The 13,303-nt window shown below is 34.5% G+C and carries 13 protein-coding genes; 8 read left to right on the top strand and 5 right to left on the bottom strand.

Annotation, left to right across the window (positions count from 1 at the left end; translation table 11 throughout):
- Nucleotides 1-319: 319 nt before the first annotated feature.
- From ACFIJS_RS04445 to ACFIJS_RS04430, 4 genes are all read left to right on the top strand, one after another.
- Nucleotides 320-895: a cold-shock protein gene (locus tag ACFIJS_RS04445; protein ID WP_015856414.1), complete on the top strand. Its 576-nt coding sequence runs from the start codon at nucleotides 320-322 to the stop codon at nucleotides 893-895.
- A 249-nt stretch (nucleotides 896-1,144) separates the two neighbouring features.
- Complete coding sequence (locus tag ACFIJS_RS04440) at nucleotides 1,145-1,657, top strand: DUF192 domain-containing protein (protein WP_375650288.1); 513 nt, start codon at nucleotides 1,145-1,147, stop codon at nucleotides 1,655-1,657.
- The gene (locus ACFIJS_RS04435; RefSeq protein ID WP_375650286.1) at nucleotides 1,654-2,427 is read left to right on the top strand and encodes an alpha/beta fold hydrolase; all 774 of its coding nucleotides are present in this window, start codon (nucleotides 1,654-1,656) and stop codon (nucleotides 2,425-2,427) included. The genes ACFIJS_RS04440 and ACFIJS_RS04435 overlap by 4 nt, the downstream gene beginning before the upstream one ends.
- 610 nt (nucleotides 2,428-3,037) lie before the next feature.
- Nucleotides 3,038-3,250 (top strand): DUF3126 family protein, encoded by a 213-nt coding sequence (locus ACFIJS_RS04430; protein WP_375623645.1) that lies wholly within the window; start codon nucleotides 3,038-3,040, stop codon nucleotides 3,248-3,250.
- Between the two features lie 44 nt (nucleotides 3,251-3,294).
- On the opposite strand, the gene radC is transcribed toward ACFIJS_RS04430, so the two are convergent.
- From radC to sfsA, 3 genes are read right to left on the bottom strand one after another with little or no spacing between them, the layout of a single operon-like run.
- Nucleotides 3,295-4,089: a DNA repair protein RadC gene (gene radC / locus ACFIJS_RS04425; protein WP_375650284.1), complete on the bottom strand. Its 795-nt coding sequence runs from the start codon at nucleotides 4,087-4,089 to the stop codon at nucleotides 3,295-3,297.
- Between the two features lie 17 nt (nucleotides 4,090-4,106).
- On the bottom strand, nucleotides 4,107-4,937 hold the full coding sequence (gene map, locus ACFIJS_RS04420; RefSeq protein ID WP_375650283.1) for a type I methionyl aminopeptidase: 831 nt from the start codon (nucleotides 4,935-4,937) through the stop codon (nucleotides 4,107-4,109).
- Nucleotides 4,930-5,646 carry a DNA/RNA nuclease SfsA gene (sfsA, locus tag ACFIJS_RS04415; RefSeq protein ID WP_375650282.1) on the bottom strand — a complete coding sequence of 239 codons (717 nt, stop codon included), beginning with the start codon at nucleotides 5,644-5,646 and terminating at the stop codon, nucleotides 4,930-4,932. The genes map and sfsA overlap by 8 nt, the downstream gene beginning before the upstream one ends.
- 273 nt (nucleotides 5,647-5,919) lie before the next feature.
- On the opposite strand from sfsA, the gene ACFIJS_RS04410 reads away from it, so the two are divergent.
- The 4 genes from ACFIJS_RS04410 (at nucleotide 5,920) to ttcA (ending at nucleotide 9,507) form a co-directional block, all read left to right on the top strand.
- A complete protein-coding gene (locus ACFIJS_RS04410) occupies nucleotides 5,920-6,750 on the top strand; it encodes an RNA methyltransferase (protein ID WP_375650281.1) in 831 nt (276 codons plus the stop codon).
- Nucleotides 6,750-7,577: a glutamate racemase gene (murI, locus tag ACFIJS_RS04405; RefSeq protein ID WP_375650279.1), complete on the top strand. Its 828-nt coding sequence runs from the start codon at nucleotides 6,750-6,752 to the stop codon at nucleotides 7,575-7,577. Before ACFIJS_RS04410 ends, murI begins: the two co-directional genes overlap by 1 nt.
- Nucleotides 7,578-7,748: 171 nt before the next feature.
- Complete coding sequence (gene rpsD / locus ACFIJS_RS04400) at nucleotides 7,749-8,366, top strand: 30S ribosomal protein S4 (protein ID WP_273722651.1); 618 nt, start codon at nucleotides 7,749-7,751, stop codon at nucleotides 8,364-8,366.
- 265 nt (nucleotides 8,367-8,631) lie between these two features.
- Nucleotides 8,632-9,507 (top strand): tRNA 2-thiocytidine(32) synthetase TtcA, encoded by an 876-nt coding sequence (gene ttcA / locus ACFIJS_RS04395; protein ID WP_375650278.1) that lies wholly within the window; start codon nucleotides 8,632-8,634, stop codon nucleotides 9,505-9,507.
- A 543-nt stretch (nucleotides 9,508-10,050) separates the two neighbouring features.
- On the opposite strand, the gene rimO is transcribed toward ttcA, so the two are convergent.
- Together rimO and lexA are read right to left on the bottom strand one after the other, a co-directional pair.
- Complete coding sequence (gene rimO, locus ACFIJS_RS04390; protein WP_375650277.1) at nucleotides 10,051-11,364, bottom strand: 30S ribosomal protein S12 methylthiotransferase RimO; 1,314 nt, start codon at nucleotides 11,362-11,364, stop codon at nucleotides 10,051-10,053.
- A gap of 442 nt (nucleotides 11,365-11,806) precedes the next feature.
- Nucleotides 11,807-12,520 carry a transcriptional repressor LexA gene (gene lexA / locus ACFIJS_RS04385; RefSeq protein ID WP_375650275.1) on the bottom strand — a complete coding sequence of 238 codons (714 nt, stop codon included), beginning with the start codon at nucleotides 12,518-12,520 and terminating at the stop codon, nucleotides 11,807-11,809.
- Nucleotides 12,521-13,303 lie beyond the last annotated feature (783 nt).

Here is a 13,303-nt window from a genome sequence, read left to right as displayed (position 1 = left end):
GCATTTTCCTTAATTGCATTGTTATTTTTGCACCTTATATTGAACTTCTTCATCATGCAAGTTACACATTTACGAAAATATCATTATGTAAAAAACTTTCATATAACCTCTTTTGTAGTCCACTCCTTGTAAGATATGTAAAGCGTACAATCAAATAGTTTTATAAATATTCATGTTGATATTCTCTGACATCAACATAGAAGATACGACAATATGGGGAAATCTTATCTTGGGGCTTGCGTGTTGATACAAGAGCAATGTTTACTTAAACCTAGAGAATCAATATCGTACAATTTATAAGCTACAGGATCACGTTATTATGACGAGTAAGGATGCATTAAAGGATTGTCCCCTATCTGAAGATAGTATAGGTGCTTGTGGGGAGATTATCGAAATCAGTGGTGTCATTAAGTGGTTTGATGGTAGTAAGGGGTATGGATTTATTGTACCTGATTTACCTCATTTCCCCGATATATTATTGCATGTTACGGTAATGCGAAGGGATGGTTTTCAAACAGCTTTGGAGGGAGCTAAAGTTATTTGTGCTGTGGAAAAAACTGAACGAGGGTTAAAGTGCGTTCAGGTGAAATCCATAGATTGTTCTTCAGCAATTCATCCATCAGAAGTTCCAGCCCGTACCCATGTTGTTGTTACTCCAGAAAGTGGACTAGAACGTGCAATTGTTAAATGGTTTAATCGTGACAAAGGATACGGTTTTCTTAGCCGTGGGCAAGGAACAGAAGATATTTTTATTCATATGGAAACGTTGCGCCGTTTTGGTTTAGCAGAGCTTCGTTCCGGACAAGTTGTTCTTGTACGTTTTGGTAAAGGAGAAAAAGGTTTAATGACAGCAGAGATTTATCCGGATATAGGCATTCCTTTAGCTACGCATTGAATTTCACGAGTGAAATCAGTATATTTTCTATTTTTTAAAAGTAGTTATTCCGTAAATTGCTATAGAGGTAGATTTTTAAAGAAAATATGGCTCTAGTGAATCGATAAACCAAATGGAAAAAATTGCGCATATTGCGTTGGAAGAAATCAGAAAACAACAAGGAAGCAATCCTCTTGTTTTTGACTTTTAAACTCTGGTACTTTTTATTTTAGAAACAAAATTTAAAATTTTTCTGTAGTGGAGACAAGAATGTTAAAGCCTTTTAAAAAGGGGCATATTATTTTATTGGTGATGCTTTTTATGTTAGAAATGCGTGTTGTTGTAGCAAAAAAGCCCATAGAGATTCCTGTTCATCCGATTCCTTTAGAAATACATACAAAGGAAGGTACGGTTTTTTATAAGGTAGAGATTGCTTTTACGCCATCTCAAGCAGCAGCTGGTTTAATGTATCGGACTGATTTTCCACGCGATCGTGCAATGCTCTTTAAGCAGCTAAAAAGTTCTCAATCGGGAGATGAGCAGAAAATTTTTATGTGGATGGCAAATACGCCTTTACCTTTAGATATGATTTTCTTAAACTCTGAAGGAATTATTGTATCAATTATTGAAAATACTTCTTCATTTTCTAGAAATACCATTTCATCAGAGGTTCCTGCAGCTTTTGCACTTGAGATTAACGCTGGTGAAGTTTTTAAAAAAAAGATACAAAAAGGGCAACGTGTTATTCATCCTGTACTTTGTGGAAAGTGCAATAAAAAATGACCGCTGAAGATATTCGTTTTTTTGAATATGATGGTTTGCGATTTGCTTATCGAGAAGAAGGGCAGGGCGCGCCTATTTTGTTGATCCATGGTTTTGGATCTTCTGCACGGGTGAATTGGTATGCAACGGGTTGGTTTCGTGTTCTCACTGAAGCAGGATATCGTGTTATTGCTCTTGATAATCGCGGTCATGGAGATTCAGTTAAAAGTTATGATCCTGTCTTTTATACATCTCAAGCTATGGCCGGCGACGCAATAAAGTTACTACAGCATTTAGAGTTATCTAAAGCCCATGTTATGGGATATTCTATGGGAGCTCGTATTAGTGCTTTCATGGCTCTTTTGTATCCAACATATGTACACAGTGTTATTTTTGGTGGCTTAGGTATTGGTATGGTAACGGGAGCAGGAAATTGGGAGCCTGTTGCTGAAGCCCTTTTAGCAGAAGATATTTCTACCATTACCAATACGCGCGGTTTAATGTTCCGTAAATTTGCAGATCAAACGAAAAGCGATAGACGTGCACTGGCTGCATGTATTATCACATCAAAACAGGAGTTAACGGCGTCTGAAGTTTACAAAATTAAGCAACCTGCACTTGTTGCCGTTGGTTCATTAGATGAAATTGGCGGTGCTGCAGAGCCATTAGCAGCTTTATTGCCTTGTGGTGAAGCTTTATCAATTCCTGGTCGAGATCATATGCTTTCTGTAGGCGATAAAGTTTATAAAAAAGGTGTTATAGATTTTCTTTCTCGTTATCCTATAAGATAAGCATTCTTTATAGGTTTTAGCATTTACAAAAATGCTCAGTATTTTGATCTCATATAAATTGAAAATTTTTAAAGATTTTTCTATTATGACATAAGTTTTTATAAAAAATGGAAAGAAAAATAAACTCTTATTAGCTTATTTTGTATATTTTTTAGAGATGTAATTCGTCTAAGGTTAGATATTTATATTTTAAAAGTTATTAAAAAGAATTATTTTTGAGTGATGTAATAATATTTTTTGCTAAAAAATGTAGTTTTGAATAAAAAAATTATTGTTATTTGTATTTTTTATAAAAGGAACAAAATGATAAATTATTGATCAATTTTTCTTACGAATATGAATTCTAAATGCAGATGCTAAAATTGGAGATAAAGTAAAATTATTAAAAATATACAGTTTTTAGCCATTTTTAAATCTATATGGGTATATTTAATAATGATAGAATCCTTTTGTAAAAGTTCTTTATGAATGTATAAAGGACGTTGTAAATATATGTAACATTAAGTAAATATTCAGATTAAGCTTTTTTACTGACTTTACAGAATCATGAGAGTGTCTTATTTGCGCGACACGCAATTATTTTAATCGTTTTAAAAAATAGGAGAGCATAGTGAATGCTGATGAAATAAAAAAACTTGATAATTATTTAAAAAATATATTCCAAAACTCAGCATTGCAAGTCAGAGCACGGCCTAAAAAGGGTGATTCTTGTGAGGTTTATATGGGAGATGAGTTTTTAGGTGTTATCTATCGAGATGAAGATGAAGATGAGCTCTCCTATAATTTCTCAATGGCTATATTAGATATTGATTTAGAAAATTAATTCGTTATTCATAGTTGAATAAAGTCTTTTTTATCCTATAAAATTTATATAAGTTTTAACGCTTTAAAGCTCGTATGGTTATTTCGTGCAATAATAAGATGGTCATGGATAATAATGCCTAATGCATTTGCTGCATCTTTTAATCTATATGTCATTGTTATATCTGCATCAGAGGGGGTGGAATCGCCAGAAGGGTGATTGTGGACTAAGATAAGTCCTGATGCAGATAACTGTAAAGCTCGAGAAATAACTTCACGAGGATAAACAGGGGTATGATCAATGGTTCCAGTTTGTTGCACCTCATCAGCAAGTAAGCCGTTTTTCTTATCAAGAAACAAAATACGAAATTGTTCACGTGTTTCATGAGCCATAACAGCTTTACAATAAGCTAATACTTTATCCCATGATGAAAAAATATCGCGTTTAAACAATTGCGCACGAGCAAGACGTCCAGCAACATCTGAAATAATTTTTAAATCAATTGCAGTGGCGGGACCGCATCCTGGAATTTCTTGAAGTCGGTGAATATCTGCTCCCAACACATCAGCTAATGAACCAAAACGTGCTATCAAATTTTTAGCTATGGGTTTTGTGTTTGCACGGGGTATTGTGCGAAAAAGCAATAATTCAAGATATTCATAATCTTCGATTGCATTTCCTTTTGACTTTAAATAGCGCTTCCGAAGACGCTCACGATGTCCTTGATAATGTTTATAGAGCTGTGCGTTTTTCTGAAGCTCTTCACTTTTTCTTTCTGATACTGGGGTGAGTGGAGAACTCGATGTTAATGCAAAGTGATTACTTTGACTATCTTCCTTTTGATTTAATTTTTTAGCCATAACATCTCTACATTGCGTTAGGTATGCGAATTTGGAATGTAAAAAATATTTTTAGGAGATTGTGTGAATATTTCATACCCTTCATTTGTGACACCAATTGTATGTTCATATTGTGCTGTCAGAGAGCGGTCACGGGTAACAGCAGTCCAACCGTCAGATAAAATCTTGACTTGTGGTTTACCAAGGTTAATCATAGGTTCAATTGTAAACATCATACCTGGTTTTAATTCTATTCCTTCTCCAGGGTTTCCATAATGGAGGATATTGGGTGCATCATGAAAAAGCTGTCCAATACCATGTCCACAGAAATCTTTCACAATTGAGCATCGTTCAGATTCTGCATACTGTTGAATGGCTGCACCAATATCACCTGTGGTTGCTCCAGACTTAACAACAGCGATTCCTTTCATAAGACTTTCATAGGTTATTTTTAGCAGGCGTTCAGCAGCACGCCTGATTTTTCCAACAGGATACATTCGGCTTGAATCCCCATGCCAACCATCAAGGATAAAGGTTACATCAACATTCACAATATCGCCTTCTTGCAAGGGTCTTTTATTGGGAATGCCATGACAGACAACGTGATTGATAGATGTACAGCATGAATGGCTATATCCATGATAATTTAGATCAGCAGGAAGCGCTCCTCGCTTAGCACCAAAAATGAATACAAAATCATCAATTTCTTGCGTAGTAACGCCTGGCTTAATAATATCCGTAAGCGCATCAAGGCATTCTGCAGCAATGCGACCAACTTCACGCATTTTAGCAAAAGCATAATCATCGAAAATGCGAATTTTTCCATTAAATTTTAAAGGGCTTTTATTATATTCAATATACTCAGTCATTGTTTTTTCTGTTTTCTATTTTTACTCTCTGAATCGGAAAAATGCCTTCTACACTTACGTGACACTTTACAGCATAACATTCTACCCCTGATTTTAATGCTAAATCAAATTTACGTCCATAGAGTGGATCAAGATCATGACAGATTGTAAAAGCTGCGCAATCTTCTCGTTGAATAATATAAAGCATAGCAGCTCGTTTTCCGTGTTGTACAACTCCTATGAGCTCATCAAGGTGATGTGCACCACGTTTTGTTTCGCTATCAGGAAATTCTGCTAATCCTTTTTGACGAATAAAATGAACATTTTTGACTTCTAGGTAACAATCAGGAAGAATGTCATCACGTAAAAGAAAGTCAATTCGTGATTGTGTCCCATAGCGTTGTTCTTTTAAAATTGTTTTATATCCATTTAATTCTGGTAGTAATCCGTTTTGAATTGCTTCTAATGCAAGTTTATTCGGTAAAACAGTATTAATGCCAACCAAAGTATTATCGGCTTCAATAATTTCTAATTGATAGGCATATTTTCGTTTGATGTTGTTATGGTATGAAAGCCAAATATTGGAGTTGAAAGCTGTTAATCCAAGCATTGATCCTGTATTAGGTACAGACACGGTGAGGATATGCTGATCATCTTGTTGAACATCCGCAAGGAAACGTTTATAACGACGGATAAGCTTTGCAGGAAAAAGTTTGAGAATAAAGTGCATATCCCTTTTTTAGGATTTATGATTTCATAATTCAACTGAGATTATGATTTGTAAGGGTTAAAAAAGATAAAATTGATGTAAAAAACGCTACGATATTTTGTATAAATTGTTATAAATTCCATCGTTCACTTTAATGGCTTTTAAAATTTATTATCTTTGAGTGAAAAATAACATTGTCTATAATTTATTATTAAACAGCATTAGAGTACTGTGAAGAAAGTTTCATAAAAAATAATGGAGAGGGAGATAGTTAAGTGAAACTAGGTAAAATTGATGGCTGGAACGAATAAGAATCGTAAAAATTTAACAAATGGTCCCATTATTATTTTAGTTGAACCGCAGCTTCCTGAAAACATTGGTATGGTCGCAAGGGCAATGGCAAATTTTGGGCTTTCTAAGCTTCGGTTAGTCAAACCTCGAGAAATGTTTCCAAATGAAAAAGCTAGAGCTGCTGCAAGTAAAGCTGATCATGTCATTAACAACGCTGTGATTTTTAACACATTACGTGATTCAATTGCAGATTTACACTATGTTTTTGCTACAACAGCACGTGAAAGATGTGGATTTAAAACTGTAAAAAGTGCTGTCGAAGCAGCAAGCATATTACGTCAGCGTGAAAGTATCGGACATAAGACCGGGATTGTCTTTGGAAGAGAGAGATGGGGACTAGAAAATGATGAAATTAGCCTTGTTGATGAAATTATTACTTTTCCAGTTAATCCTGCTTTTGCGTCACTTAATATTGCGCAAGCGGTTCTTTTAATGTCTTACGAATGGATGAAAACAGGTCTAGAGAATGTTAGTGATACGGCATTTCGTGCCGCAGAGATGGAACCTGCAAATAAAACAATATTTCATGGTTTTTTATCTCAGTTAGAAGAGGCTTTGAATATCCGTGGGTATTTTAGACCCCCGGAACGCAAAGAAGTAATGCTTGCAAATTTGCGCTCTGTTTTTACGCGCGCTAACTTTAGTGAACCTGAGGTTCGTTTATTGCGAGGCATTATATCTTCTTTGGATCATTTTTCGCCACAATATCCACGGGGGAGTAGAGCACCTGAAGAGCGTGAACGTAAAAAAATTAAAAATAAGTGTGATAACTAATGTATGAACGACCTGTTCTTTTTTTTGATAGCGGTATTGGTGGTATAACAGTGTTCAGGGAAGCGCGTATTCTTATCCCTGAAATGCAATTTATCTATGTTGCTGATGATGCAGGATTTCCTTATGGAAATTGGAAAGAAAATATTTTGAAAGAGCGTATTTTAAAGATTTTTACAAATCTTTTAATACGCTACAATCCAGTTTTATGTGTGATTGCTTGCAACACTGTTTCTACACTGATGATGGCAGATTTACGACAAAATTTTCCTCATGTCCCTTTTGTAGGAACGGTTCCTGCAATTAAATCAGCTGCTGAACAAACAAAATCTGGTTTTATTTCCGTATTAGCTACTCCTGGAACAGTTAAACGTGCCTATACAAATGAATTAATTAACTCTTTTGCTGGACAGTATCATGTTCAGCTTGTGGGAAGTAAAAAGTTGGCTGGATTTGCTGAAGATTATTTACGGGGAAAATCTATCGATTCAGAAGAGTTAAGAAAAGAAATTCTGCCATGTTTTGTGGAAAAAAATGGACAATATACTGATGTTATTGTTTTAGCCTGCACACATTATCCTTTTTTGATTAACTTCTTTCGTGAACATGCTTTATGGTCCGTTGAGTGGATTGATCCAGCGAAAGCGATCGCCAAGCATATCAGATCATTATTACCATTGTCGGGAAAAATACATCATCAATATATAAAGAAAGATCAAGATGTTGCGTTTTTGACATCGAAAAATATCACTTCTTTAACGGAGAATTTGTTTAAAGGATTTGGCTTAAAACTCATGAAAGGAGTTGACTTTGGATTACGAGACCAATAATGATGATCTGGCTATTTTTTTCAAGAAAGTAGCATTAATTGACGTGTCCCGTGGATAACTTTGCATATTGATATGTTAAGGTATTCTGTCAGTCTTTAGTATTTAAAGGCAGAGGAGGGCGCGTTTCCTTGGGGTCTTAAGATCTCGTGTTTTATTTTATAAGGAAATGCGATGAGTAAACGCGAAACAACAAAGTATAAAATTGACCGTCGTATGGGAGAAAATATTTGGGGTCGTCCAAAATCTCCTGTCAATCGTCGTGATTATGGCCCAGGTCAGCATGGACAGCGTCGTAAAGGAAAACTTTCTGACTATGGGGTGCAGTTGCGCGCTAAACAGAAATTGAAAGGGTTTTATGGAGATATTTCAGAAAAACAATTTCATAAAACCTATGAAGAGGCTGCTCGTCGACGGGGCGATACCGGTGAAAATCTTATCGGTCTGTTAGAATCACGTTTGGATGCTGTTGTTTATCGTGCAAAATTCGTGCCTACGATTTTCGCCTCTCGCCAATTTATCAATCACGGTCATGTTAATGTAAATGGGCGGCGCACAAATATTCAGTCTTATCGTTGTAAACCAGGTGATGTTATTGAGGTTCGAGAAAAATCGAAACAACTTGTTTTAGTTTTAGAATCAGTGCAATTGGCAGAACGTGATGTCCCTGATTATATTGAAGCAGATCATAAACAGATGAAAGCAACCTTTACACGTATTCCTGCTTTTGCAGATGTTCCTTATGCTGTGCAAATGGAACCTAATTTGGTTGTTGAATTTTATTCTCGATAATTTTTCTGTAAGAGAGGTTGTTTCTCTCTTCTACTATTATAACTTCAAAATATTGTGTTATTTTTACAATCTTTGAAGTTAATAAATACTTGTGAATGGTTCTATATTAAGTTTATTGTTATGTTTTATAGTCATAAACTTATATAGTTCCATTTCTTTATTTGTGTATCTAATTTATAAAATCAAAAAACATAAATGTAAGCTTGCTTTAATATTTGTTTTTATCTTTGCAAAACGAGCTGTTTATTGTGCAGGATATGTTATTATGAATAATGTTTCAGTTGAATATCAGGCAATAGAAGAAAACGAAGGGAGAGATGATCCTTTAATAAGCGAAGCAGATAATTGTCATCCAATGTTTCGTGTTGCTCCTTCAAGCGTAGAATTTAATAAATTGCGCAAACGACTTTTACGTCATATGCGACAAGCTTTGGATGATTTTTCTATGCTCTCTACAGGAAAAAAATGGCTTGTTGCTTTATCGGGTGGAAAAGACTCTTATGGTTTATTAGCGCTTCTTTTAGACTTAAAGTGGCGAGGTCTTTTATCCATTGAAATTCTTGCCTGTAATCTTGATCAAGGGCAACCAGGATTCCCTAAGCATATTCTTCCAGACTTTTTAAGTTCTTATAAAATTCCATATCGTATTGAATATCAGGATACTTATTCCATTGTTACAGATAAATTGGCAGAGTCGCAGACATATTGTGCACTTTGTTCTCGATTACGACGTGGTAATCTCTATCGTATTGCACGTGAAGAGGGATGTTCTGCATTAGTTTTAGGTCATCATCGTGATGATGTTTTAGAAACATTTTTTATGAATTTGTTTCACGGTGGCCGATTAGCTGCTATGCCTGGAAAACTTAAAAATGATGAAGGAGATCTTTTTGTGTTACGTCCTCTTGTTTATGCTGCTGAGGAAGATATGGAAAAATTTTCTCAAGCAATGCAATTTCCAATTATTCCTTGTAATCTTTGCGGTAGTCAAGATGGTTTACAACGTAATGCAATGAAAGAAATGCTTAAAGATATTGAAAGACAAATGCCAGGACGTAAAGATACGATGATTCGCGCTTTAACAAATGTACGCCCAAGTCATTTGCTTGATAAGAAATTCTTTGATTTTAAAATGTGTTAATAAAAATTAGATATTTTAAAAATAAGTTCAAAGAGCTTAAGGTAAGATACTTATTTATAATGATAATTTATTGTTTTTTAATTTAAATACCGTAAGATTGTTTTGTTTCAAATTCTCTTATATTGCATCCATAAAAAACATCCGCTTGCATATTACAAAGGAAATTCTTGTGTGCATAAAACACTATTGAAAAAAGTTTTCTTTCACTAACCAATGACTGTTGCAATATAAAAAATGGGAAAATAGTACAATTGTTGATTTGCTCTTTTGTTAAGTAAAAATGGTAAACATTATGGATTTGATTTTATTCTGTTGTGCCTCCGTCACGTCATTTAAGGCTCATTTAAGGCATTAAACTAAGAGAATATATAACTGCTTGATATTTTTGGAATGTATAGCCAAACATTCAGGGCAAGGATTGCTCGTAAATTCTCATGAAGTGAGTTACATAAGTGATCAAGCTCGATTATGAGTAGCCGATCTTTTTATAAACCAATGCTGATAGAAATCTTCATCATTGAGGAGAGGGAAGAAGTTAAATTTTCAAACTGCTACACCATAAAGATCATAGGCATCCGACTGTTCAATTTTAACGCTGACAAATTCACCAACACGCAATGGGCGTCGTGATGATATATGGACAACACCATCTATTTCTGGAGCATCGTATTGACTACGTCCTTTGGCAACTTTTCCTTGACTTTCATCGATAAGCACTTGGAGTCTTTTTCCAATTTTTTTCTTTAAAAGATGTGTAGAAATTTGTTGTTGTTTTGCCATAAAACGATGCCAGCGGTTTTCTTTCACCTCTTCAGGAATATTTTCTAATCCCAAATCATTTGCAGCGGCTCCTTTTACTTCTTCATATTTAAAGCACCCAGCGCGTTCAATTTTTGCTTCTTCTAGCCATTCTAGGAGTATATTAAAATCTTCATTCGTTTCACCAGGAAAACCAACAATAAATGTTGATCGCAAAGTAAGATCTGGACATATTTTTCGCCATTTTTCAATTCTACGGTTTGTTTTTTCTATGAGTGCAGGACGCTTCATGTGACGCAAAACAGCTGGTGATGCATGCTGAAAAGGAATATCCAGATAAGGAAGAATTTTTTTTGCGGCCATAAGTTCGATAACTTCATCGACATGGGGATAAGGATAAACGTAATGCATACGTATCCAAATACCCATATCGCCTAGTTCGCGACAAAGATCAAAGAATTTCGTTTTGATTGTACGATCTTTCCAAGAATTTTCGAGATATTTAAGATCAATACCATAAGAACTCGTATCTTGTGAAATAACCAAAAGTTCTTTTACACCCGCTTGCACGAGTTTTTCAGCTTCACGAAGAACATCGCTGATGGGACGTGAAGTGAGATCACCACGCAGAGTAGGAATGATACAAAAACTACACCGGTTAGAGCATCCTTCAGAAATCTTTAAGTAGGCGTAATGGCGAGGTGTTAAACGAATACCTTGGGGAGGAACTAAATCAAGAAAAGGATCATGAACAGGAGGAATTGCTGTATGAACAGCTTCTATAACGCTTTCATAAGCTTGCGGTCTTGTAATAGCCAATACATTAGGATATGTTTGGCGAATAACATCAGGATCAGCACCAAGACACCCTGTTACAATAACTTTTCCATTTTTTTTGAGAGCTTCATCAATATTGGCTAATGATTCTCTCCTTGCCGAGTCAAGAAAACCACAGGTATTCACAATAACGACATCAGCTCCTTGATGTTGACGTGAAATTTCATACCCTTCAGAGCGAAGGCTTGTAATAATTCGCTCAGAATCTACGAGTGCTTTTGGGCATCCGAGGGAAACAAAACTAATACGAGGTGCTACCATGATGATCCTACAATTACTATGAATGATTGAGTTACGCTTTTATAACTTAAAAATAATGTTCTTTATTTTACAATCTGTTACAAAGTTATTTTATTTTTTTCTACAAAATTTTATATGTTTTTATGCATGCATACAATTTTGTCTTATTATATCGTAAAATTCCGTCATTGAGGGCGATGATATAAGGCTGCTTTCTTCAAAGAATTCAAGTTCTTTTTAAAGTACGTGGTGAATATTTTAAAGCTTACTTGTTATGCCTTTCGTAAGTGAAAGACATGGATGGAAAGGAAAGTGAAACCCGCTTGATAAGGATCCGGATTGTTTATAGACCGAATTGGGGGCATTCTTTGGCTGTGGAGAGGAAGTCAATTGCGTGTGGTACAATAAAAAATACTCAACAGCTTCTTATTGCGATATCTATCGCGTACTATAAAGTTTATTTTTAATATTTGCGAATAAGTCCGGTAAGTTTGCCTTGTATTTCTACACGCTCGGATTCGTATGTACGTACTTCATAATGAGGATTTGCGGCTTCTAATGCAATAGAAGCTCCTTTGCGTCGATAACGTTTTAATGTGGCTTCTTTTTTATCAATAAACGCAACAATAATTTCTCCTGTTATTGCTGTATTTTGACGTTTCACAATGATCGTATCTTTATCAAGGATACCGGCCTCCATCATAGAATCATCTTTAACTTCTAATGCGTAGTGCTCACCTGTATTAACCATATCGCGTGGGAGAGAAAGAATGTTTATTTGTTGCAGTATAGCAGAGGCAGGCACGCTCGCAGAAATACGTCCCATAATAGGAATGATGATATTTTTTTTTTCCTCTTCATCAAAGTGATCAAGGTTACTCAAGCTTTTTGATATTTCCCTTTTCTTTTTTTCTATCATACTGGGAGAAATTTTACGTGCTAAAGAAAGGTTAAATGTTATTTTCTCAGGGAGTCGAATCACCTCCACTGCACGAGCGCGATTGGGCAAACGACGTATAAACCCTCGTTGTTCTAAGGCTATAATGAGCTTATGAATACCAGACTTTGAAGAAAGTTCTAATGCATTTTTCATTTCTTCAAAAGAAGGAGGAACACCAGTTTCTTTTGTATGGTTATGAATAAACAAGAGTAGCTCATATTGTTTACATGTTAGCATTCAATATTCCAATCAAAATAATAAAAAATGAGTAAAGTAAAAATGTATGTATATATAAAAATTTTACAATTTTTTTCGCCAAATCAAAATTATTTTCTTTATTTTTGATCTTATAAGTTAATTTAATAAAGCAATGTGTTTATTTATAGACATATTTAAATTATTATTTATATAAATAATTACTTTAAAAATTTTATTAAATTATTATTTATATATTATATATCTACATTAATATTAAATAAGGTATAAAAATACTTTATAGCTCTGACTGAATTATCAAACACTAGATTTTATGATCAGTGTTATCCTTTTCTTCTAAAAATATATCTACGTATTTTGTAATTTCTGATATAAAAAATTTAATTAGAAGGCATTCTATATATTTAAAACACTCTATGGGTATTTAGAATCATTTTTCATATTATTTCTGCTTTTTTTAGTAAAATTATCTACAGCTGTAATAGTGAGCATAATTTATAGTCATTCGGGAGGATAAATTGGCTTTCGTTATATATTCATTATGCATGAATAAAAATCATACCCTCAAAATGCTATTGTTGCTCATTGTCCCATTTTCTTGTCTAACGTGCCAACGCTATATACTATTTTGCTGAACCCGAATGTTGCGATAATTTTTGGTTATTGAAAGGAGGCATAAAAGGTATTTTCATTTCTTTTTTATAGCGTTATTCTCCCACTTGTATCAGTCAAGAAAATGCTTTTTGCTGTTTCAATATAAAAAAGATTTGAAATGAGAGAAGCTTACAGTATTTGAGATCTCTT

Source organism: Bartonella sp. OT172YNZD (assembly GCF_042193725.1).
GTDB classification, from domain to species: domain Bacteria; phylum Pseudomonadota; class Alphaproteobacteria; order Rhizobiales; family Rhizobiaceae; genus Bartonella; species Bartonella grahamii_A.
The sequence above is the reverse complement of the archived record's forward strand: the minus strand, read 5'-3'. Positions and strand labels throughout refer to the sequence as shown.